This is a genomic window from Xanthobacter dioxanivorans (assembly GCF_016807805.1).
GTDB lineage: Bacteria > Pseudomonadota > Alphaproteobacteria > Rhizobiales > Xanthobacteraceae > Xanthobacter > Xanthobacter dioxanivorans.
On the sequence record NZ_CP063362.1, the window covers coordinates 554,535 to 580,508 of the forward strand.

Genomic DNA, 25,974 nt, shown 5'->3' on the forward strand with positions numbered 1-25,974 from the left:
CAATGGTCGCGCTGGACAGCAGTGCTCTCGATAATTTCGCACCCGATCCCATGTTCGACCTGAACGAGGAGCAGCGCGCCATCCTCGACCAGGCGGACCGCTTCGGCCGCAACGAGCTCTATGGCTTCAGCGAGCGCATGGATGCCGAGGAGTGGTGGCCCGAGGATGCCTTCCGCAAGATCGGCGACGCCGGCCTGTTCGGCATCACCATTCCCGAGGAGTTTGGCGGCGCCGGCCTCGATCTGACGGCGGCGGGGCTGGTCCTGCAGGGCTTCTCGCGCTGGAACCACGCCCTCGCCCTGAGCTGGGTGGCGCACGACAATCTGTGTGCCAACAACATCTATCGGAACGGCAACGACGCGCAGCGCCGCAAGTACCTACCGGACCTGTGCTCCGGCCGGAAGATAGGCTGCCTCGGCCTCACCGAGCCAGGGGCCGGTTCCGACGCGCTCGGCTCCATGCGGACCACGGCGCGGCGCGAGGGCGACAGCTACGTGCTCAATGGCTCGAAGATCTACATCACCAATGGCCCGGTGGCGGACATCCTGCTGGTCTACGCCAAGACCGACCGGGCGCTCGGGGCCCACGGCATCTCGGCGTTCATCGTCGAGAAGGACTATCCCGGCTTCAAGGTGGCGCAGAAGCTCGCCAAGATGGGCTATCGCGGCAGCCAGACGGCCGAGCTGGTGTTCGAGGAATGCCGCGTCCCCGCGGAGAACCTTGTCGGCGCCGAGAATGCCGGCGTCGCGGTGGTGATGAGCGGGCTCGACCTGGAGCGTGCCATGATCTCCCCCATCTGCCTTGGCGTCGCCGAGCGCGCGCTGGAACTGTCCATCGACTACGCCAAGACCCGCCAGCAGTTCGGCAAGCCCATCGGCGCGTTCCAGATGGTGCAGTCCATGCTCGCCGAGATGTATGTGGCGGTGGAGACCATGCGCAGCTTCACGTACCGCACCCTCGCGGCTGCGGCACCCCTGGAGGTCGGCGGCGGCGGGCGGGGCGACATCCACATGCTCACCGCGGCGTCCGTGATGTATGCGGCGGAGGCCTGCCACCAGGTGCTCGACAAGGCGGTGCAGATCCACGGCGGATCCGGCTACATCTGGGAATCGGAGATCAACCGCCTGTTCCGCTCCACCAAGCTGCTGGAGATCGGCGCCGGCACCACCGAGGTGCGCAAGCTCATCATCGCCGGCGAGCTGCTGAAGGACCTGAAGCGCCATGGATGAGCGAGTGCAGGGTGAGCCGGCAGACATGGCATACGGGCTCGACGACGAAGCCCTCGCGACCCACCCGACGGTCTATGCGCCCGGCGCCTTCGCCGGGAAGACGGTACTGATCTCCGGCGGGGCAGGAGGCATCGGCCGCGCGGCCGCCTGGCTGCTGGGCCGGCTCGGCGCGCGCGTCGTCCTGGCCGGGCGCAGTGCGGAAAAACTCGATAAGGCGGTGGCGGTGATGCGCCGGCACGGGCTCGATGTGAGCGGCCAGCAGGTCGACATCCGCGATCCCGAGAGCATCGCCGCGCTCTTCTCCGCCATCGGCGCGCAGGTGGGCGCCACCGACATTCTCATCAACAGCGCGGGCGGCCAGTTTCCCCAAGCCGCCATCGACTTCTCGGCGAAGGGCTGGAACACGGTCATCAACACCAACCTCAACGGCACCTGGCACATGATGCAGCAGGCGGCACGCGCGTGGCGCGATGCGGGCCGGCCGGGGAGCATCGTCAACATCGTGGTGGTGACCAGCCACGGCCTCCACGGGGTCGCGCACACCATCGCCGCCCGCTCGGGCGTCATCGGCCTCAGCCAGGCGCTGGCGGTGGAATGGGCGCCGCTCGGCATCCGCATCAACTGCATCGCGCCGGGCGTGATCGAGACGCCGGGGTGGCGCGTCTACGATACGAAGGCGGTGGCCGCCTATCCGAAATCCAACCCGATGATGCGCAACGGCACCACCTGGGAGGTGGCGGAGGCCTGCGCCTATCTCGGCGGGCCTGCGGGCGCCTTCGTCACGGGCGAGGTGTTGAACGTTGCCGGCGGCAGCCAGCTCTGGGGTGAGACCTGGACCATCGAGAAGCCGGACTACTTCAAGGTCTGACCGCTCCACACGCCTTCCCGTGACCCTCTCTCGGGAAGCCTCGGCCGCGCCATTGGCTGGCGCGGCCTTTTTTACGTTCAGGCGAGCCAGCGCTTGCGGCGCCGGTAGTGCTTCACGGCGTGATAGTCCACGTGCTTCGCCCCGCCGCCGAGATAGGCGTCCTGGATGTCGGGATTGGAGGCGAGCACCTCAGCCGTGCCGCTCATCACGATGCGCCCCTGGTCGATGAGATAGGCGGAGTTTACGAGCTCCAGCGCCGCCACCGCGTTCTGCTCCACGAGCAGCACGGCGACGCCGGCCTCGGCATTGATGCGGCGGACGATGTCGAAGATCTCGTCGACGAGGAACGGCGCGAGCCCGAGGCTCGGCTCGTCGAGCAGGATCAGCTTCGGCTCGGTCATCAGGGCGCGGGCGATGGCGAGCATCTGCTGCTCGCCGCCGGAAAGGTAGCCGGCCTTCGCCTTCGCGCGCTCGGCAAGGCGCGGGAAGCGCGCGAACATCTCGTCCACCAGCCGCTTCACCTTGGCCCGGTCGGCATGCATGGAGGTTGCGGCGAGCAGGTTCTCCTCGGGCGTCAGGTGCTCGAAGACGCGGCGGCCTTCCAGCACGTGCACGAGGCCGCGGCGCACCCGTTCGGGCGGGTCGAGGGCGAGCATGTCTTCGCCGTCGAACGTCACTTGGCCGCGTGTCACCTGTCCCCGCTCGGCCTTCAGCAGGCCGCTGATGGACTTCAATACGGTGCTCTTGCCGGCGCCGTTCGCGCCGAGGAGCGCCACGAGGCCGGCCTTCGGCACCCCGAGGGAGATACCCTTCACGGCGAGGAACACGCCGTCATAGACCACCTCGATGTTGTTCAGCGCGAGCAGGGACATGGGGTGCGCCTCCACGCGGGGCCTCCGATGCCCCGCGTCGCATGGTCGATCAGATGGGCGTGTGGCCCGGCTACTTGCCGGACTTCTGGAACTCGGCGGCGCTCTCGCGGATCACCGCCCAGACCACGTCCGAATAGGCCGAGAACCAGTCGGTGACAGGCACGAACTTGGCGCCGTCCCAGCGGGCGATGCGGGCCTTGCCGCCGCCCTGGTGATCCTCCCGCGTGACGGTGGTGGGCGGGATCAGCCCTTCGGCATCGAAATTGGTGATGGAGGTGAGGCCGGCGTTCAGCCAGCTGCCGGAGATCGGCCCCTGCGGTGCCTTGGCGAAGGCCTGGCGCACGCCTTCCACCATGAGGGAGGCAAGCATGACGCCGTAATTGTAGTAGGCGGTGCCCACCTTGTCGGCGGGACCAGCGCCCTTGCCGGGCTCGACTACGTCCTTGAGGATCTGCTGGATCAGCTTGGGCGTGCGGCCGGAGGCGCACGGCTCGATCTTCAGCACGCCGGACGCCTGCTCGCGGCCCACCACGTCCATGTCCGATTCCGAGAGCCACACGCTCGACGACACCTTGGAGAGCGGCAGCCCGTTGCGGATGGCCTCGGTGAGGGCGACCGTCTGTCCGACGCCGGCGCCCCAGAACACGATCCAGTCCGGCCGCGTGCGGCGGACCTGCGGCCAGATGGCGGACTGGTCGTTGCCGGGCGGTGTGTAGGGGAAGGTGGAGAGCTCGAAGCCGAGCTTCTCCTGCAGGCGCTTCAGTACCGGTAGTGGCTCCTTGCCGAAGGGCGTGTCGATATGCACGAAGCAGATCTTCTTGCCCTTCAGGTCGCCGGACTGCTGGCGGAAATAGTCCACGAGCAGCGCTATCTGCGTCCAGTAATTGGGCGAGAGCGGGAAGACGTAGGGGAATACCGTGCCATCCGCCGCGTCACTGCGGCCGGAAAAGGCGGTGATGAGGTTGATCTTGTCTTCCAGCGCGCGGGGGGTGAGCGCGCGGGCGACGGGCGTCGAGAGCGGATCCACCAGCACCGCGCCCTGGCTCCTGGCGCGCTCGTAGGCCTCTATGGCCCGGGGCAGGTCGTTGCCGTGGTCGGAGACGTCGGGAAGGATGGTGTATCCGTTGACGCCGCCGCGGGCATTGACGAGGCTTATGTAGTCCCGCTGGCCCTGATTGTATTCGGCTGTCACGAACGTATAGATCTTGGTGAAGTCCTGCGGCATGGAGAAGCGGATGACCTTCTCCTGCGCCGAAGCGGGCGCGATGCGAAACTGCGCGGCGAGCGCGGCCGCGGCGGCGCTCGTCAGCAGGGTGCGGCGTGTCACGGACATGATTTCCTCCCCTTGTATTTGCGGGGCGGCTTTCCCGCCGCCCTCCCTCACGCAGTGCGGCCGGCGTTATCTGGCGTGGCGGAAGGGCCAGACCAGGAGGTAGTTGCGGGCATTGTTGTAGATCTTGGCGAGGCCGAGGGGCTCCCACAGCAGAAAGCCCATGATCATCGCGCCGTAGAGCATCAGCGGCAGGTGCGCGCGCAGCTCCGCCGAGATGGAGAGGCCGAGCAGCGCCGCGCCCGCGCCCACGAGATGGTTCAGCACGATGGGGGCGAACAGGATGAGCGCCGCGCCGAAGAAGGAGCCGAGGACGCTGCCGAGCCCGCCCACGATCACTATCGCCACCAGCTGAATGGACAAATCGAGGTGGAACTGGTCGGGCGAGATGGCGCGATAATAGCTCACCGCCAGCACCGACCCGACCACCCCGCCGATGAAGGACGAGACCCAGAAGGCCAGCAGCTTGAAGCGGAAGGAATCCACGCCGATCACCGCCGCGGCGTAATCCTTCTCGCGCACGGCGGCGAGCGCACGGCCAAAGCTGGTACGCTTCACGTTCAGCATGAACAGGGTGACGACGACGCACACGCCGAGCGCGAAGTAATAGGCCGCGCCATCGCTCGACAGAGGCACCCCGAGGAACCGCACCGGCGGCACCTGCAGCGTCGCCTGCGTGCCGCCGCTGATGAACTCGAAATGGCTGATGAGAAAGTCGACGATGTACTGCATGGCGAGCGTCGCCATGGCGAGGTAGAGCCCCTTCACGCGCAGGGCCGCCGCGCCGAACAGGCTGCCGACGGCAGCGCTCATGAGCCCGCCGGCGAGCATGGCGATTTCCAGCGGGACGCCGACGCGCAGGAGGTGGACGGAGGCGTAGGCGCCGATCCCGATCACCGCGCCGTAGCCGAGATGGATCTGTCCGGCGCCGCCCATCAGCAAATTGAGGCCGAGGGCCGCTGTGGACCAGATGATCCAGGGCAGGATGTAGGTGACGAGATAGAGCCGCTCAAACACGAACGGGGCAGCGAGCAGCACCGCGAATGCCACGGCCACGAGGCCACGGTCGAAGGCGAACGGCCACAGCTGGCGCTCGTCCTGGTAGCGGGTGTGCAGGGTACCGGCTCGGCGATAGAACATCACACCCTCTCGATATGCTCGCGGCCGAACAGGCCGTGGGGGCGCAGCATGAGCGTCATCAGGATGATCACGGAGGCCACCACATCGCGGGTACCCCCGCCCACCAGCGGGTCGAGGAAGCCGGTGGCGAGGCTTTCGGCGAGGCCCACGAGCACGCCGGCCACCAGCACGCCGGGGATGGAATCAAGCCCGCCGAGGATGGCGATGGCGAGGGCCTTGATGAGCAGCAGCGACAGCGACCAGTCCACGCCTTGGGTGGCGCCCCACAGGATGCCGGCGGTGGTCGCCATGACCGCCGACAGCCCCCAGGCGACGGCGATTGCGCGTTCCACACGGATGCCGACCGACCAGGAGGCGGTCTGGTCGTCCGAGACCGCGCGCATGAGCACGCCGAAGCGCGAGTTGAAGAAGACGATGGCGAGCATGACCAGCGCCAGCGAGATGAGGCCGCCGATCATGGTGGCGCGGTTGACTAGGATGTCGCCGAGGAAGAGCGGATCGTTGGGAATGCCCACGTCCAGCTTTTTCACCGCCGCGCCGAACACGCCCGGCAGCACGCCGCGCAGCATGATCTCCATGCCGATGGTGAGCATGATGACCATGATCACCGGCTGGCCGATCATGCGCCTCAGGGCGAGGCGCTCCGTGAGCACCCCGGCGCCGAACATCACCGCGAGGCCGAGCGGGATAGCGAGCCACACCGGCGTGCCGAGCCGGGCGGAGATGGCCCAGGTGACGTACGCGCCCATCATGGCGAGGGCGCCCTGGGCGAGGTTGGCGATGCCGGAGGTCTTGTAGATGAGCACGAGGCCGGCGGCGACCAGCGCATACATGAGGCCGACGAAGACGCCGTTGACCGAAAGTTCGAGGATCAGCGACAGGTCCATGGGCTAAACCTTCCAGATCCGCAGCTCGCGGCGCAGCCTGCCGCGGCCGCCGCCGTCATAGGTGATGGCCGCGTCGAAGGAGACGCTTTCGGAGCCGTCGTAGAGCGCGTCGGCGACCGCCGCATAGCTGGTCTCGATCACGTTGCGACGGAGCTTGCGGGTGCGCGTCACCTCCCCGTCGTCGGCGTCGAAATCCTTGTGCAGGTTGACGAAGCGGCGGATGCACAGGGGCTCCGGCTGGCTCTCGTTCACCTTGGCGACGATATCGGCGACGAGGGCGTAGACCTCCGGCTTCTGCGACAGCTCCGCATAGGAGGCGTAGGAGATGGAGCGCTGCTCCGCCCAATGGCCGACGGCGTCGTAGTCGATGCAGGCGATGGCGGTGAGCTCGGGCCGCCCCGCGCCGAAGATCGCGACGTTGCGCAGGAAGGGGGAGAATTTCAGCCGGTTCTCGATGAAGTTGGGAATGAAGCGCTCGCCCGTGCTGGTGCGCACCACCTCGCTCACGCGGCCGAGCACCACGAGGCTGTCGTCCTCCTCCAGATAGCCGGCGTCGCCGGTGCGCAGCCAGCCGTCGGCGAGGGCCTTCTCGGTGGCGGCGGGGTCGTCGAAATAGCCGTCGAAGACGGAGCCGGAGCGGATGAGGATCTCGCCGGTGTCGTCGATCCGGACCTCGACGCCCGGCATGGCGCGGCCCACCGTGTGGCCGCGCACGCTGCCCTCGCCCTGCGCCGCCGAGAGCGCGCAGGTTTCGGTCTGGCCGTAGAACTGCTTCAGCTTGATGCCGAGCGCGCGGAAGAACAGGAAGGTCTCGTCGCCCATGGCCTCGCCGCCGGTGAAGGCGCGCTCGGCCCGCGACAGACCGAGATAGTCCTTGATGGGGCCGTAGATCACGACGTCGCCCACGCCGGCCACGATGCGCTCAGACACGGTAAGGGCCTTGCCCGCCATGCGCTTGCGCTCGGTGGCGATGGCGCGGGGCATGAAGAAGTCGAACAGCCGGCGCTTCAGCGGGGTGGAATCCGCCATGCCCACCTGCACGCGGGTGAGCATGTTGTCCCACGCTCGCGGCGCGGCGAGATAGAAGGTGGGAGCGACTTCGCGCAGATCGTGGAGCGCGGTTTCCTGCCGCTCGGGGACGTTGATGGTGGCCTGCAGCAGGACGCCCGCGCCGAGCGTGAAGACGAAGTCGCCCACCCATGCCGTGGGCAGGTAGGCGAACAGCTCTTCGTTCTGCCGGAAGTATCCGCCCGCCTCCGCATTGGCGATGCCGGACACGATGTTGCGGTGCCTCAGCGGAATGCCCTTGGGCGTGCCGGTCGTGCCGGAGGAATAGAGGAGGACGGTGATGTCGTCCGCTCCCGCGCGGCCGATGAGCCCCGCCCGCAGCTCCGGCTGGCGCTCCAAGCGCTCGCGCCCGCGCCGGATCGCCTCGTCGAGGGAGACGATGCCGTCCTGCGCATAGGCGGAGATGCCGCGCCGGTCGTCATAGATGATGATTTCCGGCCGCCCGGTGCGCTGGCGCACCTCGAGGAGCTTGTCCACCTGCTCCTGGTCCTCGGCGAGCGCGATGCGCGGAGTGCCGAAGCGCATGTAGATCGGGAACTCCTCCGCGGGCACGTCGGGGAAAACCGGGGAGGGAAAGGCGCGCAGCATGTTCGCCGCGATCATGGCGAAGTAGAGCCGCACCCGGTTGTCGCCCACCACGGTGAGGGCCTCTCCCGCGCCGAGGCCGAGGTGCTCGAGGCCGGCCGCGATCGCGAGGATGTCGTCGAGCGCGCGCGCCCAGGACCATTCCTGCCAGACGCCGAAGTCGCGCTCGCGGAAGCCGATCCGCTTGGGCGTCTCGGCCGCGTTGCGCGCGAGCGCGCCGACCAGGGTGGCGGGGTGTCCGTCGGCCGTTCTCGGCCAGTCGACGGCGGTGTGGTCGGCAGCGGCGGTCATGACACGCCTCCGGCATGGCGCGCCGCCGCCCGCTCGCCGAGATAGGCCTTCACCACCCGCGGCTCGGTTATGGCCGCGACGGGCTCGCCTTCCGCGATGACCTCGCCGTAGCAGAGCACGACCACCTGGTCGCAGATGGCGGTCACCACGTCCATGTGGTGCTCGATGATGAAGATGGTGACGTCGCGCTCGTCCCGGGCGTCGAGGATGAAGCGCGCGATGTACTCCTTCTCCTCCTGGTTCATGCCCGCCATGGGCTCGTCCAGGATGAGGAAGCGCGGTTCGGCGACGAGGGCCCGCGCCAGCTCCACGCGCTTCTGCAGGCCCATCGGGATGACCTCCACGGGCTCGTTGCGGATGTCCTGGAGCTGCATGAAGTCGATGATCTCTTCCACGATCCGGCGATGGGCCAGCTCCTCCCGTTCGGCCCAGACCCAGTAGAAGAGACTGCCGAGCGCGCTCGGGCGCATGTGCACGTGCCGGCCGAGCAGGATGTTGTCGAGAACGCTCATGCCCTTGAACAAGGCGAGGTTCTGGAAGGTCCGCGCCACCCCGCAGCGAGCCACCTTGTGCGGCGCCATGCGGGTGATGTCCCGGCCGAACAGCTCCACCTGCCCGGCATTGGGCGGGTAGAAGCCGGTCATCACGTTCACCATGGTGGTCTTGCCGGAGCCGTTCGGCCCGACGAGGCCGAAGATCTCGCTCCGGCGCACCTTCAGGTCCACGCCCTTCAGCGCCTTCAGCCCGCCGAAGGACCGCTCGATGCCGCGGCAGGACAGGGCGATGTCGGAACTTCCGGCGCGGCCACGCGACAGCGGCGGCGCAGGGCGCAAGGGCTGCGCGCTGGCGTACGTCAATGCCGATCCTCCCCATGACCCGCTCCACCCCGGCGAGGCGGCTGCGGGCGGACTTTGTGTCCGTCGTTTTGCCGTATTGAACAGACTTCATTATATGCTGTCAATAGCGCATGAATTTCGTCTCATGGCTGCGCATATGTGCTAAAAATCACGCAAATAAGCCGACTTGAATCCCTATGCTGAAAAATGAATTGTCTTCATAACGACATGCCGCATGAGCGAATGCGGCGCGCGGGATGCAAGGGAGGTGAGGTGGTGATGAACGGCTTTTACGACGCGGGGGATCGGGATGCGCCGGACGCGCGCGAGGCGCGGCTCCTGGCGCTCATCGGCGCGGTTGCGGGGGCGTCGGTCCGGCGGGATCTCCCGTTCGATCGCGCGGCCTTGGAGGCGCTGCCGATCTTGCGGAAATCCGATCTGCCGCGGCTGCAGGCGGAGCGGCCGCCCTTCGGCGGTCTCGTGGCGGGCCCAGTCAGGGGCTTTTCGCGGCTGTTCCTGTCGCCGGGACCCATCTGCGAGCCGCAGCTGCCGGCGCCGGATGGCTCGAATGCGGCGCGTGCATTGCACGCGGCCGGCTTCCGCGCCGGCCAGATCGTGCTCAATACCTTCAACTATCACCTGACGCCCGGCGGGCTCATGATGGACGAGGCGGCGCGCGCCCTCCGCTGCGCCGTTATTCCGGCCGGAGCGTCGGGCACCGAGCAGGTGCTGCAGGTGCTGGCCCGCTACCGGCCTGAGGCCTATGTGGGCACGGCGGACCATCTCAACATCCTCGCCGGCGCGGCGGATGCGGCCGACATCGCCTTTCCGATTCTGCGCGCCGCAGTGGCGGGGGCCGCGGTCCCGGCGACGCTGCGCGCGGCTTTCCGGGCGCGCGGCATCGAGGTGTTCGAGCTCTACGGCACCGCCGAGCTCGGCATCGTCGCCTACGAGACGGATGCGCATGACGGCTTCGTGGTGAACGAGGGCTTCCTCGTGGAGATCCTCGATCCCGCCACCGGCGCGCCGGTGCCTGAAGGCGAGGTCGGCGAGCTTGTCGTCACCCGGCCCGACCCCCTCTATCCGCTCCTGCGCTTCGCCACGGGTGATCTCTCGGCGGTGAAGCCGGGCACGAGCCCCTGCGGCCGCACCGCCGTGCGCATCCGGGGCTGGCTCGGCCGGGCGGACGATGCAGTGAAGGTGAAGGGCATGTTCGTGCATCCGTCCCAGGTCGCGGAGCTGCTGCGTCTGCACCCGGAGGTCGCGCGGGCCCGCCTTGTGATATCGCGCGCCAGCGAGCGGGATGTGCTGACGCTGGAGGCCGAGGTGGAGTGCGCGCCTGAGGGCTTCGATGCGCGCCTCGCCGAGACGCTGCGCGCCGTCACGCGCCTTGGCGGCGGTGTCCGGCTGCTGCCTCCGGGGACACTCGCCGGCGACGGGCGGCGGGTGGTGGACGAGCGCCGCTATGACTGACGGATGCGCCGCGAATTGCCTTTCCGCCGGGCATACTTATGAATGCTTCTTGATTGCCCCGCCGGCGTCGGTGCGCCGGAGGGCTTGGAAGGACACGGGATGGGCAAGGCAGGAGCGCCAGAGAAGACGCGCACGCGACGCCATGCGAACCGGCTGCCCGCCGAGAAGCGGATTTCCGACATCATGCTAGCGGCGCGGCAGGTCTTCACCGAGCGCGGCTACGACGATGCCCTGATCTCCGAGATCGCCGAGCGGGCGGGGGTGGTGGAGGGAAGCATCTATCGCTTCTTCACCAACAAGCGCGACCTTCTGGTGAAGGTGGTGGAGAGCTGGTACGAGGAGATGCTGGAGGAGGACAGTGCCCAGTTTTCCGCCGTGCGCGGCACCTGGAACCAGATCCGCTTCGTGGTGCTGCAGCATCTCTATTCGATCCGCCGCGAGCCGGGCCTCAGCCGACTGGTGTTCCAGAAGCTGCGCTCGGAGCCGACCTATCGCGCCACCCGCGTCTTCCAGCTGAACCAGGCCTACACCCACCGCATCGTGGACATCGTGCGCGCCGCCGTCGCGGCCGGAGAGCTTCGCCCGGACGTTTCGGCCGGACTGGTGCGGGACCTTATCTTCGGCGGTGTCGAGCACCGCACCTGGGCCTTCCTGCGCAACGAAGGCGACTTCGATCCCGTCGCCCTCGCCGACGACCTTACCAACATGGTCTATCGCGCCATGGCCATCCCCGCGGAGGACAGGCCCGACCGGCTCGAGAAGGCCGCGGAGCGGCTCGAGAAGGCCGCGGAGCGGCTGGAGCGGCTGGTGGACGATCCCGCCCGCTGAGGTGCCTGCTGTAGCTACGCCCTGCCGCCGGGCGGTGGGGCGGGCGGGGTCGGAATGTGCGGCCTACTTCGCCACCAGAGGGCACTTGCTCTTGGCGATGTCGAGAAAGGCCTCTTCCGCGGGAATGGTGGCGACGAGCTTGTAATAGTCCCACGGGCCCTTGGATTCGGCTGGCGTCTTCACCTCGAACAGATAGGCCGGGTGGATCTTGCGGCCGTCCGCCCGCACCCGTCCCGCTCCGAATAGCGGATCGTCGGTCGGCATCTCCTTCATCTTCGCGACGATGGCAGCGCCGTCATGGCTATTTGCGCCCATGGCGTCCAGTGCCTTGAGATAGTGGATGAGGGAGGAGGCGACGCCCGCCTGGGCCATGGTCGGCATGGCCTTATTGCGGCCACGTGAGGCGAACGCCTTGGAGAACTGGCGGGCGCCGTCGTTCAGGTCCCAGTAGAAGGATTCGGTGAAGGTGAGGCCCTGCGCGATGGGAAGGCCGAGGGCGTGCACGTCGGTGATGAACATCAAGAGCGGCGAGAGCTTCTGGCCGCCCTGGACGATGCCGAACTCCTTCGCCTGCTTCACCGAGTTGATGGTGTCGCCGCCGCCGTTGGCAAGGCCGATCACCTTCGCCTTCGACGCTTGGGCGGCGAGCATCAAAGAAGAATAGTCCTGCAGGTTCGGCGGGTGACGCACGCTGCCCAGCACCTTCCCGCCCAGCGCCGTCACCACCGCCGAGGTGTCGCGCTCGAGCGAGGCGCCGAAGGCGTAGTCCGCAGCGATGAAGAACCAGGTGTCGCCGCCGGCCTTCGTCATGCCGGAGCCGGTGCCGTGCGCCAGCATGTAGGTGTCGAACGACCAGTGGACGGTATTGGGAGTGCAACTGCGGTCGGTGAGGTCGGAGGTGGCTGCGCCGGCATTGAGGAAGACGCGGTTCTTGTCCCGGGTCAGGTTGCTCACCGCCAGAGCCACGGCCGAGTTGGGCACGTCGACGATCACGTCGACGCCCCCGGTGTCGTACCACTGCCGGGCGATGTTGGAGCCGACGTCCGCCTTGTTCTGGTGGTCGCTGGAGACGATCTCGATCTTCCAGCCCTTCTGCCGCAGGCCGGACAGCTCCACCGCCATCTCGGCAGCGAGAATGGAGCCCGCACCCGTGATGTCGGAATAGAGGCTCGACAGGTCGGTCAGGACGCCGATCCTGACCGTCTTGTCCTGCGCTGCTTTGTCCTGGGCTGCCGCCATATCGTTGGGCGTGAGCAAGAGCGCCGCCGCGACGGCCGCTGCATGGATTGTCTTCAAGCCTTCCTCCCGTACGATGGCTGGCTCCCGATGGGGCCGGCCTCTTATAGAGAGAAAATGAATTAAATTCATTATTGCGTCAACGTGCACGGCGAGCTGAATTGGCGAGCGGATTATGCCAATAACCGCCTTGTTTGGATGCCCAGCTATGGATCAGATCAAACTTTTTTGATGGAGGCTCTGGACTTTCCCGGCCATCGACTGCAATAAATGAATAAACCTCATCAATAGGTTCCGCCCGGCCATTGGCTTGAGAAGCGGGCAGCAGGAAGGAGGAGGCGTCGCATGATCGAAGTCAGCGACACGTCGACCATCGGGGCGGCATTCGAGGCCGCGGCGCGCACCTTTGCGGAGCGCCCGTTCCTGGCGGTGCCGCGCGGGGCGCACCGCCCCTACCACCGTGACGGCTACGAGATCAGCTATGCCGACGCCGCGCGCGCGGTCGGCGCCCTGCGCGAAGCCTATGGCAGGGCGGGGTTCGGGCATGGGCACCGCGTCGCCATGCTGCTCGACAATCGCCCGGAGCACCTGCTGCACAAGCTGGCGCTTGCCGGCCTCGGCATCTGCTGCGTGCCGGTCAATCCGGACTATCGGCCCAATGAGCTCGCCTACCTGATCGATCATGCGGAGGTCGACCTTGCCATCGTGGCGCCGGAGCGTCGGGAGCAGCTCGATGCCGGTCTCGCCGTCGCGACGGCGAAGCCTCCGGTCGTTCCGTTCGACGCGCTGGAGCTTCTGCCGGCGCCGGCCCGACCGCGCCGCGCGGACCCGGTCACCGGCGCAAGCGCGGCGAGCATCCTCTATACGTCCGGCACCACCGGCCGCCCCAAGGGATGCATCCTTTCCCACGGCTACGAGCTGGAGGCCGGCGCCTGGTATGCGACGCGCGGGCAGTTGGCGCGCGTCTCGCCCGACGGCGAGCGCATCTACAACCCCCTGCCGCTCTACCATGTGAACTCGTCCGTCCTCTCCTTCTTCTGCGCCATGCTGACGGGCGGCTGCCAGATCCAGTCGGACCGCTTCCACCCCGATCGCTGGTGGACCGAGGTGCGCGAGACCCGCGCCACCATCGTGCACTATCTGGGCGTGGTGGTTCCCATGCTGCTGGCGCGACCGGAGAGCCCGCAGGACCGTAGCCATTCGGTGCGATTCGGGCTGGGCGCCGGCGTAGAGCCACCGCTGCATGCGGCGTTCGAGGCGCGCTTCGGCTTCCCACTTGTCGAGGTCTGGGGCATGACGGAGATGGTGCGCGTCCTGCTCGACAATGAGGAGGGACGCCCCGCCGGCACCCGGTGCTTCGGCCATCCGGTGCCCGGCATCGACGTGCGCGTGGTCGATGACCGCGACGAGGAGGTGCCGACGGGCGTGCCGGGCGAGCTTGTGGTCCGCCATTCGGCGCAGACGCCGCGTCGTGGCTTCTTCTCCGGCTATCTGAAGAGCGATGAGGCCACCGCGGAGGCCTGGCGCAACGGCTGGTTCCATACCGGCGACGTGGTGCGGCAGGATGCGGCCGGCGGGCTTTATTTCGTGGATCGGAAGAAGAACATCATCCGTCGTTCCGGGGAGAACATCGCCGCTGCGGAGATTGAGGCAGTTCTCTTGGCCCATCCGGGGGTCGCGCAGGTGGCGGTCCTCGCCGCGCCCGATCCGATCCGGGAAGAAGAGGTCTTTGCCTGCATCGTCCTGAAGAACGAGACCGATCGCCCGGCCATGGCGGAAGAGCTGTTCGCCTATTGCTGCGGCGAGCTCGCCTACTACAAGGCGCCGGGCTGGATCTATTTCCTCGACCGGCTGCCCACCACCGGAACCCAGAAGATCCAGAAGCACCAGATCTTCCCCGATGGCGTGCCGCCCTTCGACAGTCCGGATGTGTTCGACATGCGCGGCCGCAAGAAGCGGACGCCCCTGCATGCTGCGAGGTAGGTCATGGGGCGCCACTACGAGGATTTCGAAACCGGCGAGATCATAGAGACGCCGCGGCGGACCATCGTCGACGCCGACATCTTCGCCTTTGCCGGCCTCACCTCTGACTTCAACCCGTTGCACACCGACGACGTGTTCGCGGCGGAGAGCGATTTCGGCGGACGCATCGCCCATGGCCCCATGCTGATCGGCATGGCCTTCGGCTTCGGCGCCCGGGCGGGGCTGTTCGACGGGACCGTCCTCGGGCTTCTCGCGCTGGAGTGGACCTTCGCGGCTCCGGTGCGGCCGTCGGATACCATCGGCGCCCGCATCAGCGTGCTCGGCAAGCGGGCCACCCGCAAGCCCGACCGTGGCGTGGTCGATTTCCAGTTTGATCTGGTCAATCAGGACGGCACAGCCGTCCAGTCGGGTCGCGCCAAGATCCTGATGAAGGCGCGCAGCGTGCTGGCGTGCCCACTGGAGGCTCAGGAGGCTCTGCTCTCCCTCGCCGCGGTGAAGCGGTCGGGAGCGCCGGTGGTCGCGACCGACGGCGCATCGCTCTGGGATTTCGGGGATGGCGTAGGATGCTTCGAGATTCACACGAAGATGAACGCCTTCGACGACAGTGTCCTCGACGCGCTCGAGCAGGCGCTGGAAATTGGCCCGAGGACCTTTCGGGCCTTGGTGATCGGCAACGAGGATCCAAGGACGTTTTCTGCGGGTGGCAATCTTCGTGTCCTGCTTGGCGCCATCGAAGCGAGCGACCTCGCTGGGTTCGAGGCCTTCATTGCGCGCGGGCAGACCGCGTTCAGCACCATCCGGCGCAGTCCGATCCCCGTGGTGGGCGCGGCTTTTGGCTTCGCGCTCGGAGGCGGCTGCGAAATTCTCTTGCACTGCGATGCGATCGTCGCTCATGCCGAACTGAAGGCCGGACTTCCAGAGACCAGGGTCGGCCTCCTGCCGGGGTGGGGCGGCTGCACGCAACTGCTGCTGCGCCATGCCGACAGGCAGGGCTCCGACGATGAGCCATTCCGGATTGTCGAGGGCGCGTTCGAGAGTCTCATGTCGGGAGGCATCTCGACCTCGGCGGAGGACGCGCGTGACCTGCTCATCTTGCGTGCCGCGGACCCGATCGTGCCCCAGCGCGAGAGGCTGCTCGGTAAAGCCAAGGAACGGGCTCTTGGGTTGGCCAATACGGGATATGCCGCACCGGGTCCACGCACCCTGGCCTTGGGTGGTGCCGCCAGCAGGTCACGGCTGCTGGAAATGGCGCGCGAGGGCCGCCTCGCGGGCGACCTGACCGAAACCGACGAAGTGATTGCGGGTCACCTTGCCACCGTGCTTACGGCGGACGCAGCCGAGCAGCCCGCAAGTGAGGACCTTCTCATGCGGCTCGAACGGGAGGCCCTTAGGGATCTCGCACGAACAACCGCCACACGGGCGCGTATCGCGCACATGCTGGCCAGTGGCGTGCCCTTGCGCAACTGAAGGTGGGATCCTTGTTCGTCAGCTCGCACAGTCGCGGGCCAAGTGTGTTCGTTTCGGGCTCTTGTAGCTGCTCGTGGACGCCGGGCCCTCGAACGTGATGAGTGGCGGCGGCGCGAGAACGATCGCCCAGCGAGGCTGCCACCGACCCGTAGACCTGTTCGAGGTGTGGAGGGCATGGGCCACCATCGAGCGGGGACGACCCCGCAAGGAATAGATCAACACCGGTGACGTTGCCCCTCCTGGCTGATCCAGTTTGAAGTCTGTTCTGGCCCATCGGGAGGACCAGGACATGAGGCGCAGCCTGTTCACGGAAGAGCAGATCATCGGGATCCTGAAGGAGCACGAGGCCGGGGTGCCGGTCTTCGACCTGTGCCGCAAGCACGGGGTCAGTGACGCGAGCATCTACAAGAGGAAGGCCCATTTCGGCGGGATGGAGGTGTCTGAGGCCATCCGCCAACTCCGAACATTCGAACACGACGCGAAGCGGACGGTCGTAGCTTGCCGAGCTAGGCCCGATACCGATCCAATTGCTTGCCGACACCCGTCTGCTGGGCGATCTCTACGAAAGCACGCACCGCCGGCATCAGGGGCTCGCGTTCGTGGATTACGATACCAATCGTGGCGGTCTCCGAGGGATTAACAATGGGAATTGACCGAATGGAGACCCAGTCCCCCAGCAGATAGAAATATGAGTGGGGCACGACGGTCAGCCAGTTGCCCGTTCGCATATGGGCAAACAGGCCGAGGCTGCAGTTTGTTTCAATGACGGCCTGGGGCACGATTCCGACGCTCTCGAGGATGCGATCGATGATGATCCGGTTATGCAAATGCGGGCTGAGCAGACACAAGGGCAGCATCCCGACTTCCTTCCAGTCGATCGACTTTCGTGCGCTCAGGGGGTGGTCCCTGGGAACGAGCAAATAATAGGCTTCTTCATACAATGCGTAAGGGCGAAGCCCGCCGAGCGTCAGCCCGTCCAGGTAAGTAACTCCGATGTCGTACTCGAACTCCTTCAATCCCCGTTCGATTTCCGGCATCGTTTTGCAAAGGACCGAAAGCTTGACGCCGGGATACTTCGCCGCAAATGGTGCAGTGAGCAGCGACGTGATCGTCATCGCGACCGGCGACAGGGCAATGCGGAGCGTGCCCGTCAGGTGCGCATCGGGATCCTCCCAATTGGTGTTCAGCAGCCTGTCGTGATCGGCGATGAACTGACGCGCGAGAGCGAGGACGGCCTCGCCTTCCCGGGTGAAGCCATGGAATCCCCCCTGGTGACGCTGGACGATCGGCACCCCGAAATGCCGTTCGAACTGCCGGAGCGCCTGGGACAGCGCAGACTGGCTGATCCCCAGAGATGCAGCGGCGCGACCGAAATGCCGCTCCTTGGCCAAGGCGACCAAATAGCGAAATTGGTTGATCTGCAATATCTTCTCCGGGCGCCTATCGAGCTGTTCAAGATCCTTGCAGCATTTCGCCGCGAACACCCGGCGAAATTCAGGAGACCTGTCGGTCTTACTCTATTTCCCGCTCTGCTGCGCGCGATACCACGGAAACAGCCAGTACAGCAGCGCCATGAAGAGCGTATCGGCGATGAAACCGAGAATGGCAAGCACCACGATGCCAACGAAAATGTTGTCCACGCGGAAGGACAGCGCCGAATTCTGGATGAAATAGCCAAGGCCCGCGATGGCGCCGGCGAGCTCGGCAGCGACGAGGACGGTAAAGGAGATGGACAATGCCACCCGCAGGCCGGAGAAGATTGGCGCGAGGGCGGCGGGAATAACGACCCGCAGCAGCAGCGTTCCCCGCTTGGCGCCGAGGCTCTGCCCGGCGCGGACGAACAGCGGATTCACCCCCTTCACGCCGAGCAGGGTGTTGATCCACACCGGGAAGAACGTGGCCCAGGCGATGAGGAACACTTTTGCCCCCTCGTTGATGCCGAACCAAAAGATGATCAAGGGAACAAGGGCGAGCGGCGGAATAGCCCGCGCCATCTGCAGAACCGGGCCGACGAACCACTCCATGAAGGCAATTCTGCCGAGGATTACTCCGAGCGCGATGCCGAGCGCGGAGCCCACGGCGTATCCGAGCGCCATCCTCAGGATGCTGGCCTGGATGTGCTGCGCCAGTTCACCTGTCTCGTAGATCGCGGCTGCGGAGTGAAACACCTCGAGCGGAGAAGGCAGCATTATGCGATCGACAAGGCCGCTCGCCGCCGCAAGATGCCAGAGGAGGAAGAACGAGAAGATGCCCAGCGCGCTGACGGCAAGCCGACGGGCGGTCCCGCTCCCGCCCGCCAGCCTGACATCGCTTCTAGGAAGCCGCATGGCCGATGTCAGCCTCGAAAGCATCGTAAAGGCGGGCGAATTCGAGGGAAGTACGGACACGCGGCTTCTCCAGATCGATCAGGACGTCGCGCACGACCCGCCCGGGATTGGGCGACATAACCAGTACGCGATCGGCCAGCCGGATGGCTTCGTCTATGTTGTGGGTCACGAACAGGATGGTCGGCTGCTCCAGTTCGTGGATGCGGATGAGCTCGCCCTGCAGGTGGTTCCGCGTCATGGCGTCGAGGGCGGCGAAGGGCTCGTCCATCAACAACACCTTCGGACCCGCGGCCAGCGCCCGGGCGATCGCGACGCGCTGCTTCATGCCGCCCGAAAGCTCGTTGGGGTAGCGGTCGGCGATATGGCCGAGATTGACCATGTCGAGATAGTGGCCCGCGCGTTCCCGCCGCTCCTTGGCGGGAAGCCCCGCGATCGATGGCCCGAACTCGATGTTTCCCTGGATGGTGAGCCAGGGAAACAGCGAATAGTCTTGAAACACCATGCCCCGGTCGGGCCCCGGCCCGTCGATGACCTGTCCGTTCACGAAGATGTATCCGTCAGACGGCGATAGGAAGCCGGCGATCAGGTTGAGAAGGGTCGTCTTTCCGCATCCACTCGGCCCGAGCAGGCAGACGAACTGGCCCTTCGGGATGCTCAACTTGACACTACGCAATGCGAGATGAGCGGGATCGAAGGAGAATGAGATAGAGTCAATCTGGATGAAGCTGGCACTGCCGTCCGCTCGGCCCGGCACCGGTCGATGCGCGGTCATGAGCCCCTCGCATCCGCCAGCAGGGTGGCGTCCAGATAGTCCTCATAGTCAGGCATGGTCGCGTCGGGACGCACGATGCCTTCGGCCATGGCCCATTTCGCCTCCTCCGTCATGAGGCGCTTCATGGTCGGGACGTCGTTGGTCAGGCCGATCTGCATGCGGGTGATGGCGTCGGCGGCGATCTGCGGATCCATCTGGGAATATCTGGCGCCGATGCTGATCGCGTCCGCGGGATTGGCCTTGATGTAGTCGCACGCTTCGCCGAGCGCACGCAGTGCGTTGACGAGGACGGGGCGTTGCTTCGCGATGGCCGTGTTGCCAGCGATCAGCGATGCATGGATCGCGTTGAGGCCCGGTTCGGCGAGGCGGTGGAAGCGCTCTCCCGGAAGCCGGACGGCCTGGGTCAGGAACGGCTCCTGCCAGACGAAGCCGTCAATGGCGCCGCCGTTCAGCGCCGAGATCATCTCCGGCGGGCCGAGGCGCACGATGGAGAGGTCCGAAGGCTTGAGGCCATGCTTCTTCAGCAGCAACGAGAAGTAGTAATGCGAGGGATTGGCCTGTACAATGGCGATCTTCTTTCCCTTCAAGTCTCCAGGCGACTTGATGGCCTTCACGGCGGCCAGCTCCATGTTCTCGACCCTGTTGAACGAGGCGAGGATCTTGGCCGGGCTCTTGTTGAATGCACCGATGGCCATCGACAGGTCGGTAGAGACGCCGCAATCGCCCCCCCCGCTGCCACCGCGATCAGCGTGGCCGTGCCGTGCGGCGACGGCACCACGACCGGATTGATGCCCCGCGCCTGCCAGAGCTTCTTCTCGTAGGCCACGTAGAAGGGGAGCCACGCGATCGGGGTGTCGTGGGCGATGCGCAAGGTCGCCGCGTCCTGCGCCCGTGCCAGGCCGGGTGTCATGAGCGCCAGCATCATTCCGCTGAACAGGCGCCGGTTCATCTCAGTCATCCCGTCATCCTCTCGTGGTACGCGCGGGAGACGTGCCGCTCCCGGCTCTTTCGATTGCGTCAGAGGTCCGTGTGAACGTCGCGGTCCAGGGGGACGGCGCAGCACAGCAGCACTTCGCCCGGCGTCGTCTCGGCGAAGGGCGCGACCTGATATCCGGTCCGGCCCGAGACGATGCGCGTGGCGCACCGGCCGCAGACCCCGGAGCGGCATTCGGACTCGATCGCCACGCCGCCGGCTTCGGCCACGTCCAGCAGGCTCATCCCGGGGCGCCAGACGGCGGAGCCGCCGCTTGCGTCGAAATGGATTTGCGCCTCGGATGGCGGCTCGGGCTTCATCGGGGATGCGTCGGCGCCCGATGCCCCCCGCGGCGCGCCGAAGGCCTCCGTGAAGATTTCGGCGCCGGGAAGCCCCAGCTCGCCGACCCAGCGCGTCACGTCCAGAATGAAGGACGCGGGGCCGCAAATGTAGATGCGGGCGTCCACCAGACCGCGCAGCAGATCCGCAAGCAGCGGCTCGTCGATCCGGCCCACGCTGTCGTGGGTGCGCCCCAGAACATCCTCGCTCCCCGGAGCGCTGAACCGAACATGGCGCCGAACCGATGGATGATTGCGGGCGATCTCCCGCGTCTGGTCCGCAAAGGCGTGATCCGCCGACCTGCGCGCCCCGTGGATGAAGGTGATGCTCTCGGGCACGCAGCGCGAGCCGTTGTTGGTCGTCGCCGCCTGCAGCATCGCCATCATCGGCGTGATGCCGACGCCGGCCGAGATAAGAACGAGGGGCGCGGCTGAGTCTCCCCTCCACACGAAGCTTCCGCGCGGACCGAGCACGCGAAGGCGGTCGCCTGCCCTGGCATTGAGGTGAAGCCACTCGGAAAAGCCGCCCGGCTCTCGCTTCACGCTGATGCGCAGGTGGCCGGCCGGCAGCTCGGACACCGAGTAAGCGCGGGATCGCTCCGAACCTTCGCCACGCACGACAATATGCTGGCCCGGCAGCACGGGCGGGAGGCCGCCGCCGTCTGCAGGCTCGAGCAGAAACGAGCGGATGGATCGGCTCTCATCCTGTGTCGCGGCGATGCGGAAATCGCGGAACCCGCGGCTGCGGCCACCGGTCCGCAGCGTGGCGAGGGCGGCATTCACCTGGGCGCGCCAGTTCTCCGCAAGCTCCGGCACCGCGGCGAGTTCCGCCAGCGCATCGGCGTCGGCACCCGGGTTCGCCGAAAGGTCGTTGAGGCGCCGGATCGGCCAGGCCGGATTCGGCCGCTCGACCAATTCCGCCAATGCTCCGGAAGCGATGCGGCCGCCTTCCAGCACGCGGAAATACCAGCCGCAGCGCCCGGATTGCGTCAGCCTGCGCGGCAGGCGCAGGTCATCGAAGCGCAGCGCGAGCTTGAAGCAGGGCTTGCGTGGCCGCGTGACCTGCAGCAGCACCGCGCCGAGCCGGACGGCGTCGCCGACGCACACCCCGGCTTCATCCCATCCCTCCATGGAGAGGTTTTCGCCCATGCTTCCCATGCCCCAGAGCGCGGCATGCTCGGGAAACTCGGACCTCCACTGGTCGTAATGCCCGAACGGATAGGCGTAGACCGCCATGTCCGGCCCGCCGTGGACGCGCAGATCGGCTTGCCGGTCGCCGGCGAGCCCGCCCGCGCCCACGTCCACCGGCCCTTCGACAGGGCGCTTGACGAAGGCGCTCAGGGTGCCGCCCGCTCCGAGCGGAGCCGGCTCGCCGACAAAGATGCCTTTCAACAGGGCGGCCTGCATCGATTCCTCTAGGGGTTGCGCCGCCGCCTGTCCTGGCGGGCGCCGATCTCACACGGTGGCCGGGAATGCGCCGGCCTCAGCCGGCGGCTTGCGCCATGCGCGACCACGCCGGCACGACATCTTCCGTAAGATCCATGTCCAGGAACTCGCGCCGGCCACGGATGGGCGTGAACGTGACCGGATCGTTGGTGGACCGGTTGACGGTCAGGTTGAAGATGTCGAACCGGTTCATGTAGCCGGCCAGATCGTGGAATTGCTTCTGGATGATGCAGTCCTCGATATCGATGTCGGCATAGAGGATGCCCTCCTCGTCGCGCAGGACGGGGGCCTTCAGCTCGCCGCTCGGCCCCATCACCATGGTTGGATTGCGCTCGGACGCATCCAGCCGCCCGCGAACCTCGCGATCGCCCTCCGAGATGATGTCCTTCGCGGTTTCCGTGAGGAACATGGAGGCGGCGACCGTGAACACCTTCGCCTCGGTGCAATGGGCCTCGGTGCGGATGCGCACGCCCTCGGCAAGGCTCATGTTGCCGCCGTTCAGCCAGCTCGACGGATAGGTGGCGATGTGAAGCTGTTCGCCCTGCGCCATCAGCGCATGCCGGGCGAGCGGATTGCAGTTCTCGGCGCAGATCAGGGCGCCGATGCGGCCGAGCGGGCTGTCCACGACGCGCAGCCCCGCGCCGTCGCCATTGGCCCAGGTCAGCTTCTCCATGTAGGTGGGCACGATCTTGCGGTGATGGTTGAGCAGGCGCCCGTCATTCCCGATCAGGATGTTGGTGTTCCACAGGCACCCGAGGCTGGCGGGCGTGCCTTCGTTGATGCCCATCGAGATGATTACGTCGCGCCGCTTGGCGACTTCGGCCAGCCGCTTGGTTTCGGGACCGGGAACGTGGACGGCGGCGGCCGCGAGGCGCCGGAAGTAATCGTGATTGAGCCCCGGCGCCCGCAGCGAGTGCCAGATCGGGAAGCAGGGAATGAAAGCCTCTGGAAAGACAACGATGTTTGCGCCGTTGTTCGCCGCTTCCTCGATCAGCGCGCATGCCTTCTCGACCGTCTTCTGTGTGTTGAGGAAGACGGGACTCGCATGCATCGCGGCGACTTTGAATTTTGGAAACGATCGCATTTTTATTGTCCTCAATTCAGTTCGCAATCGTTAGATAGAATTAAATATTCAAACAAGATCAAATAAAGCGCGCTTCTGCATCAAACATTGAGCACATCGAGCTTATGAGGTTTTCATCTCGGCTTATCACCTGTTTCAAGCGCCGCTGGTGATCCCGATCGCCCCGGGGCAAGGCTCGGATTTTCGGGACATCTCACGATCCCTCCGAGTCCAGGAGGGCCATGCGGGCGCGCAAGCGCGGGGCGGTCCAGTCCAGGAAGCTGCGAACCTTCAGAGGCAGCACCTCGGCCTGCGGATAGATGAGGCTCACCGGAAGCGGCTCCGGCGCAAACTCCGGGAGGAGGATCTGCAACTGGCCGGACTTAATCTCGTCCGCCACTTGATAGGACAGGACGCGGATGACCCCGAGACCGGCACACGCCGCCTGAATGGCGGCCTCTGTCGTGTTCACGGACAATCTCGGGCGCGGCTCGACGGTGAAGGCGGCACTGTCGCGCCGGTAGCGCCATTCGGGCGCGGCGGCGAAGCCCTGGAAGCTGATCCCGTCATGGGAGGCGAGATCCTCCGGCCGAGACGGCGTGCCGTGTCCTGCGAGATAGGCGGGGCTGGCGCAGATCACCCGGCTGACGCTGCCGACGCGGGTGGCAATGAGGGTGCTGTCCGTCAGGTGTCCGATGCGCAGGGCAACGTCGACGTGCTCGTCCACGAGACTGATCTGCCTGTCGGCCAGCATGAGGCGCAGACAGATGTCGGGATATTGCGCAAGAAATTCGAGTGCGACGGGCAAGAGATGGCGCTCCCCGAAGGCAATGGGCGCGGTGACATGCAGCGTGCCGCGCGGGGTGCTGAATTCGCCGGCCGCTTCCCGCTCAGCCTCCTCCAATTGGCCGACGATGCGACGGGCCGCCGCCACGAAAGCGCGGCCGGTTTCAGTCAGCCGCAGTCCCCCGCGACTGCGCACGAACAGCGGGGTTCCCAGGTGATGCTCGAGTTCGGAAACCTTCCGGCTCACCGTCGCCAGCGGCGCCCGCAGGTGCCGGGCGCCGCCCGAGAGGCTGCCTGCCTCGACGACGGCCAGCAGCACGGTCATAGCATCGAAGCGGTCCATCGTACCTTCCGAATTTTGAGAGGATAGCTCCCGGAATGGCCCGGTTACTGCGTGGGCGTTAGATATCCTAACGTCGTTCGGAGACCGATGGAGAGTCCAGATGGCCTCCCCGCCCGTCGATCACCATACGGATGCTGCCATGGCCAACCTTTCCCGCCGCGCCCTCGCGTTCGGCCTTCCTCTGGGTCTTGTCGGGGGCAGCGCTCTCCAGATCCTCACCACCGGCCACAGTGCTGCGGAAGCCCCGGCGGCCGGTCCTGCCCCCAGTCCCGTCGCGGCCCGGGTGACTCCGCTGGCGCAGATCAGGGTCGGCCGCTTCACCGTGACGGCGCTCACGGACGGGTATGCGGACATGCCCTACACCTTTTTCCCCGGCCGGACGGCCGCCCAGGTCGAGCAGGCTGCCGTGTCGCAGTTCGTCGCGCGGCCGAGCGGCGTCCGCTTCGTCTTCAACCAGTATCTGATCGAGGATGGCGCGCGCCGGATCCTGCTCGATACCGGCCCGGCCGGCTCCATCGGGCAGACCGGCGCGCTGCCGCAGGCGCTCGCAGCCATCGGGCTGCGCCGCGACCAGATCGACGCCGTCATCGTGACCCACATGCACGAGGACCACATGGGCGGACTGGTGGTCGGCGGGCAGAACAACTATCCCAATGCTGAACTCTACATCGACCGGCGGGACATCAGGCACTGGACCGATCCGGCGAAGCGGGCCGGGGCGCCGGATTACCTTCAGAACAGCTTCCGGATGGCGTCCGAGGTGGTGAAGCTCTATCCCCGGCTCCAGGCGATCGACGGCGAGCGCGAGGTGGCGCCGGGGGTCTCGATCATCGACCTGACCGGTCATACCCCCGGCCATATCGGCGTCCGGATCGCCGATGCCGGGCAGAGCCTCATCATGGTGTCCGACATGCTCTTCCCCGTGGTGCACCCGCAGGCGACCGACGTGGGCTTCGTGTTCGAGCAGGACCGCGCGGCGGCCCAGGCCATGCGGGATCGCTTCTTTCCCCTCGCAGCCTCCGAAGGCGCATTGATCGCCGCGACCCACATGCCCTTTCCCGGGCTCGGCCGCGTCGTCCTGGACCGCGGCCAGATGCGCTGGCAGGTGACGGACTGGGCCTTGCAGTCCTGACCCCCGCGCACGGGCGGCGATCAAGGCAAGGGCGGCGCCATGCACGAAAAATATATCGAGATTGCCTCGACCCCCTCCGTCAGGGCCGCGCGGGAGCATTATGGCAGCGCCGCCCAATGGGCGCGTGCGCGCCATTCGCCGGATCCGACCGGGCGCTACGACCCGCTCGGCCCCGCCGAACAGGCCTTCATCGCCGCCCGCGACGGGTTCTATCTCGCCAGCGTCTCGCAGACCGGCTGGCCCTACGTGCAGTTTCGCGGCGGGCCGGCCGGTTTCCTTCGCGTGATCGATGCGCAGACACTCGGCTTCGCGGATTTCCGCGGCAATCGACAATACATCACGACCGGCAATGTCGAGGCCAACGACCGCGTATCCGTGTTCCTGATGGACTATGCGCATCGCCAGCGCCTGAAGATATTCGGACGCGCGCGCATCGTCGATGCGGCGGACGACCCGGCCTTGCAGGAACGGCTGGCGGTGCCGGGCTATGCAGCGCGCATCGAGCGCGTCGTCCTCATCGCCGTCGTGGCCTTCGACTGGAACTGCCCGCAGCACATCACGCCGCGCTTCACCCAGGCCGAGCTGGAGACGGCGCTGGCATCGGTGCGGGACGAAATGGCCGCCCTGCGGCGCGAGAACGAAAGGCTGCGCTTTGAGGCCAATGCGGCCGCGGCCCGCAAGGAGGAGCCGCACGCCTGAGG

23 protein-coding genes and 1 pseudogene are annotated in these 25,974 nt (G+C 66.6%); 9 read left to right on the plus strand and 15 right to left on the minus strand.

What is annotated here, in order from left to right; genetic code table 11:
* The first annotated feature begins 2 nt into the window (after positions 1-2).
* Both EZH22_RS02660 and EZH22_RS02665 read left to right on the plus strand, forming a co-directional pair.
* Complete coding sequence (locus EZH22_RS02660; RefSeq protein ID WP_203194254.1) at positions 3-1,229, plus strand: acyl-CoA dehydrogenase family protein; 1,227 nt, start codon at positions 3-5, stop codon at positions 1,227-1,229.
* On the plus strand, positions 1,222-2,097 hold the full coding sequence (locus EZH22_RS02665) for an SDR family oxidoreductase (RefSeq protein ID WP_203194255.1): 876 nt from the start codon (positions 1,222-1,224) through the stop codon (positions 2,095-2,097). Before EZH22_RS02660 ends, EZH22_RS02665 begins: the two co-directional genes overlap by 8 nt.
* Positions 2,098-2,174: 77 nt before the next feature.
* Here EZH22_RS02665 and EZH22_RS02670 read toward each other — a convergent pair whose 3' ends face one another.
* The 6 genes from EZH22_RS02670 to EZH22_RS02695 form a co-directional block, all read right to left on the minus strand.
* The gene (locus EZH22_RS02670) at positions 2,175-2,969 is read right to left on the minus strand and encodes an ABC transporter ATP-binding protein (RefSeq protein ID WP_203194256.1); all 795 of its coding nucleotides are present in this window, start codon (positions 2,967-2,969) and stop codon (positions 2,175-2,177) included.
* Positions 2,970-3,039: 70 nt separating this feature from the next.
* Positions 3,040-4,302: an ABC transporter substrate-binding protein gene (locus EZH22_RS02675; RefSeq protein ID WP_203194257.1), complete on the minus strand. Its 1,263-nt coding sequence runs from the start codon at positions 4,300-4,302 to the stop codon at positions 3,040-3,042.
* 66 nt (positions 4,303-4,368) lie between these two features.
* Positions 4,369-5,439: a branched-chain amino acid ABC transporter permease gene (locus EZH22_RS02680; protein WP_203194258.1), complete on the minus strand. Its 1,071-nt coding sequence runs from the start codon at positions 5,437-5,439 to the stop codon at positions 4,369-4,371.
* A complete protein-coding gene (locus EZH22_RS02685; RefSeq protein WP_231711272.1) occupies positions 5,439-6,326 on the minus strand; it encodes a branched-chain amino acid ABC transporter permease in 888 nt (295 codons plus the stop codon). The genes EZH22_RS02680 and EZH22_RS02685 overlap by 1 nt, the downstream gene beginning before the upstream one ends.
* 3 nt (positions 6,327-6,329) lie before the next feature.
* Entirely contained in the window at positions 6,330-8,270 is a 1,941-nt protein-coding gene (locus EZH22_RS02690) for an AMP-binding protein (protein ID WP_203194259.1), read from the minus strand.
* Positions 8,267-9,127: an ABC transporter ATP-binding protein gene (locus EZH22_RS02695; RefSeq protein WP_231711273.1), complete on the minus strand. Its 861-nt coding sequence runs from the start codon at positions 9,125-9,127 to the stop codon at positions 8,267-8,269. Before EZH22_RS02695 ends, EZH22_RS02690 begins: the two co-directional genes overlap by 4 nt.
* A gap of 258 nt (positions 9,128-9,385) precedes the next feature.
* Between EZH22_RS02695 and EZH22_RS02700 the strand changes: the two genes are divergently transcribed.
* Positions 9,386-10,579 (plus strand): phenylacetate--CoA ligase family protein, encoded by a 1,194-nt coding sequence (locus EZH22_RS02700; RefSeq protein ID WP_203194260.1) that lies wholly within the window; start codon positions 9,386-9,388, stop codon positions 10,577-10,579.
* Positions 10,580-10,678: 99 nt separating this feature from the next.
* On the plus strand, positions 10,679-11,407 hold the full coding sequence (locus EZH22_RS02705; RefSeq protein WP_203194261.1) for a TetR/AcrR family transcriptional regulator: 729 nt from the start codon (positions 10,679-10,681) through the stop codon (positions 11,405-11,407).
* Positions 11,408-11,470: 63 nt separating this feature from the next.
* On the opposite strand, the gene EZH22_RS02710 is transcribed toward EZH22_RS02705, so the two are convergent.
* Positions 11,471-12,646, minus strand: coding sequence for an ABC transporter substrate-binding protein (locus tag EZH22_RS02710; RefSeq protein ID WP_203196348.1), 1,176 nt, complete (start codon positions 12,644-12,646; stop codon positions 11,471-11,473).
* 342 nt (positions 12,647-12,988) lie between these two features.
* On the opposite strand from EZH22_RS02710, the gene EZH22_RS02715 reads away from it, so the two are divergent.
* The 3 genes and pseudogenes from EZH22_RS02715 to EZH22_RS02725 form a co-directional block, all read left to right on the plus strand.
* The gene (locus EZH22_RS02715) at positions 12,989-14,626 is read left to right on the plus strand and encodes an AMP-binding protein (protein ID WP_203194262.1); all 1,638 of its coding nucleotides are present in this window, start codon (positions 12,989-12,991) and stop codon (positions 14,624-14,626) included.
* 3 nt (positions 14,627-14,629) lie between these two features.
* On the plus strand, positions 14,630-16,093 hold the full coding sequence (locus tag EZH22_RS02720; RefSeq protein WP_203194263.1) for a MaoC/PaaZ C-terminal domain-containing protein: 1,464 nt from the start codon (positions 14,630-14,632) through the stop codon (positions 16,091-16,093).
* Between the two features lie 289 nt (positions 16,094-16,382).
* Positions 16,383-16,571 (plus strand): annotated as a pseudogene (locus EZH22_RS02725) (transposase); the annotation flags it as partial.
* Between the two features lie 28 nt (positions 16,572-16,599).
* On the opposite strand, the gene EZH22_RS02730 reads toward EZH22_RS02725, so the two are convergent.
* The 8 genes from EZH22_RS02730 to EZH22_RS02765 all read right to left on the minus strand — a co-directional run bounded on the left by EZH22_RS02730 (position 16,600) and on the right by EZH22_RS02765 (position 24,141).
* Positions 16,600-17,577 carry a LysR family transcriptional regulator gene (locus tag EZH22_RS02730; protein WP_231711274.1) on the minus strand — a complete coding sequence of 326 codons (978 nt, stop codon included), beginning with the start codon at positions 17,575-17,577 and terminating at the stop codon, positions 16,600-16,602.
* A gap of 33 nt (positions 17,578-17,610) precedes the next feature.
* The gene (locus tag EZH22_RS02735) at positions 17,611-18,480 is read right to left on the minus strand and encodes an ABC transporter permease (RefSeq protein ID WP_231711275.1); all 870 of its coding nucleotides are present in this window, start codon (positions 18,478-18,480) and stop codon (positions 17,611-17,613) included.
* Positions 18,407-19,192, minus strand: a complete 786-nt coding sequence (locus EZH22_RS02740; RefSeq protein ID WP_203194264.1) for an ABC transporter ATP-binding protein — start codon at positions 19,190-19,192, stop codon at positions 18,407-18,409. Before EZH22_RS02740 ends, EZH22_RS02735 begins: the two co-directional genes overlap by 74 nt.
* Positions 19,189-19,887, minus strand: coding sequence for an ABC transporter substrate-binding protein (locus tag EZH22_RS02745; RefSeq protein WP_203194265.1), 699 nt, complete (start codon positions 19,885-19,887; stop codon positions 19,189-19,191). Before EZH22_RS02745 ends, EZH22_RS02740 begins: the two co-directional genes overlap by 4 nt.
* On the minus strand, positions 19,803-20,150 hold the full coding sequence (locus EZH22_RS02750) for a substrate-binding domain-containing protein (protein WP_203194266.1): 348 nt from the start codon (positions 20,148-20,150) through the stop codon (positions 19,803-19,805). The genes EZH22_RS02745 and EZH22_RS02750 overlap by 85 nt, the downstream gene beginning before the upstream one ends.
* Positions 20,151-20,209: 59 nt before the next feature.
* Positions 20,210-21,910, minus strand: coding sequence for an MOSC and FAD-binding oxidoreductase domain-containing protein (locus EZH22_RS02755; protein WP_203194267.1), 1,701 nt, complete (start codon positions 21,908-21,910; stop codon positions 20,210-20,212).
* A gap of 76 nt (positions 21,911-21,986) precedes the next feature.
* Positions 21,987-23,000, minus strand: coding sequence for a carbon-nitrogen hydrolase family protein (locus EZH22_RS02760; protein ID WP_231711276.1), 1,014 nt, complete (start codon positions 22,998-23,000; stop codon positions 21,987-21,989).
* A 226-nt stretch (positions 23,001-23,226) separates the two neighbouring features.
* The gene (locus EZH22_RS02765; protein ID WP_203194269.1) at positions 23,227-24,141 is read right to left on the minus strand and encodes a LysR family transcriptional regulator; all 915 of its coding nucleotides are present in this window, start codon (positions 24,139-24,141) and stop codon (positions 23,227-23,229) included.
* Positions 24,142-24,280: 139 nt separating this feature from the next.
* Here EZH22_RS02765 and EZH22_RS02770 point away from each other — a divergent pair, with 139 nt between their 5' ends.
* A complete protein-coding gene (locus EZH22_RS02770) occupies positions 24,281-25,273 on the plus strand; it encodes an MBL fold metallo-hydrolase (RefSeq protein ID WP_203196351.1) in 993 nt (330 codons plus the stop codon).
* Between the two features lie 39 nt (positions 25,274-25,312).
* The gene (locus tag EZH22_RS02775) at positions 25,313-25,972 is read left to right on the plus strand and encodes a pyridoxamine 5'-phosphate oxidase family protein (protein ID WP_203194270.1); all 660 of its coding nucleotides are present in this window, start codon (positions 25,313-25,315) and stop codon (positions 25,970-25,972) included.
* Positions 25,973-25,974 lie beyond the last annotated feature (2 nt).

Coding starts and splice junctions, on each gene's coding strand:
- EZH22_RS02660 (WP_203194254.1), top strand. CDS start 3: ATGGTCGCGCTGGACAGCAGTGCTCTCGATAATTTCGCACCCGATCCC.
- EZH22_RS02665 (WP_203194255.1), top strand. CDS start 1,222: ATGGATGAGCGAGTGCAGGGTGAGCCGGCAGACATGGCATACGGGCTC.
- EZH22_RS02670 (WP_203194256.1), bottom strand. CDS start 2,969: ATGTCCCTGCTCGCGCTGAACAACATCGAGGTGGTCTATGACGGCGTG.
- EZH22_RS02675 (WP_203194257.1), bottom strand. CDS start 4,302: ATGTCCGTGACACGCCGCACCCTGCTGACGAGCGCCGCCGCGGCCGCG.
- EZH22_RS02680 (WP_203194258.1), bottom strand. CDS start 5,439: ATGTTCTATCGCCGAGCCGGTACCCTGCACACCCGCTACCAGGACGAG.
- EZH22_RS02685 (WP_231711272.1), bottom strand. CDS start 6,326: ATGGACCTGTCGCTGATCCTCGAACTTTCGGTCAACGGCGTCTTCGTC.
- EZH22_RS02690 (WP_203194259.1), bottom strand. CDS start 8,270: ATGACCGCCGCTGCCGACCACACCGCCGTCGACTGGCCGAGAACGGCC.
- EZH22_RS02700 (WP_203194260.1), top strand. CDS start 9,386: ATGAACGGCTTTTACGACGCGGGGGATCGGGATGCGCCGGACGCGCGC.
- EZH22_RS02705 (WP_203194261.1), top strand. CDS start 10,679: ATGGGCAAGGCAGGAGCGCCAGAGAAGACGCGCACGCGACGCCATGCG.
- EZH22_RS02710 (WP_203196348.1), bottom strand. CDS start 12,646: ATGGCGGCAGCCCAGGACAAAGCAGCGCAGGACAAGACGGTCAGGATC.
- EZH22_RS02715 (WP_203194262.1), top strand. CDS start 12,989: ATGATCGAAGTCAGCGACACGTCGACCATCGGGGCGGCATTCGAGGCC.
- EZH22_RS02720 (WP_203194263.1), top strand. CDS start 14,630: ATGGGGCGCCACTACGAGGATTTCGAAACCGGCGAGATCATAGAGACG.
- EZH22_RS02740 (WP_203194264.1), bottom strand. CDS start 19,192: ATGACCGCGCATCGACCGGTGCCGGGCCGAGCGGACGGCAGTGCCAGC.
- EZH22_RS02745 (WP_203194265.1), bottom strand. CDS start 19,887: ATGGCCATCGGTGCATTCAACAAGAGCCCGGCCAAGATCCTCGCCTCG.
- EZH22_RS02750 (WP_203194266.1), bottom strand. CDS start 20,150: ATGACTGAGATGAACCGGCGCCTGTTCAGCGGAATGATGCTGGCGCTC.
- EZH22_RS02755 (WP_203194267.1), bottom strand. CDS start 21,910: ATGCAGGCCGCCCTGTTGAAAGGCATCTTTGTCGGCGAGCCGGCTCCG.
- EZH22_RS02760 (WP_231711276.1), bottom strand. CDS start 23,000: ATGCATGCGAGTCCCGTCTTCCTCAACACACAGAAGACGGTCGAGAAG.
- EZH22_RS02765 (WP_203194269.1), bottom strand. CDS start 24,141: ATGGACCGCTTCGATGCTATGACCGTGCTGCTGGCCGTCGTCGAGGCA.
- EZH22_RS02770 (WP_203196351.1), top strand. CDS start 24,281: ATGGCCAACCTTTCCCGCCGCGCCCTCGCGTTCGGCCTTCCTCTGGGT.
- EZH22_RS02775 (WP_203194270.1), top strand. CDS start 25,313: ATGCACGAAAAATATATCGAGATTGCCTCGACCCCCTCCGTCAGGGCC.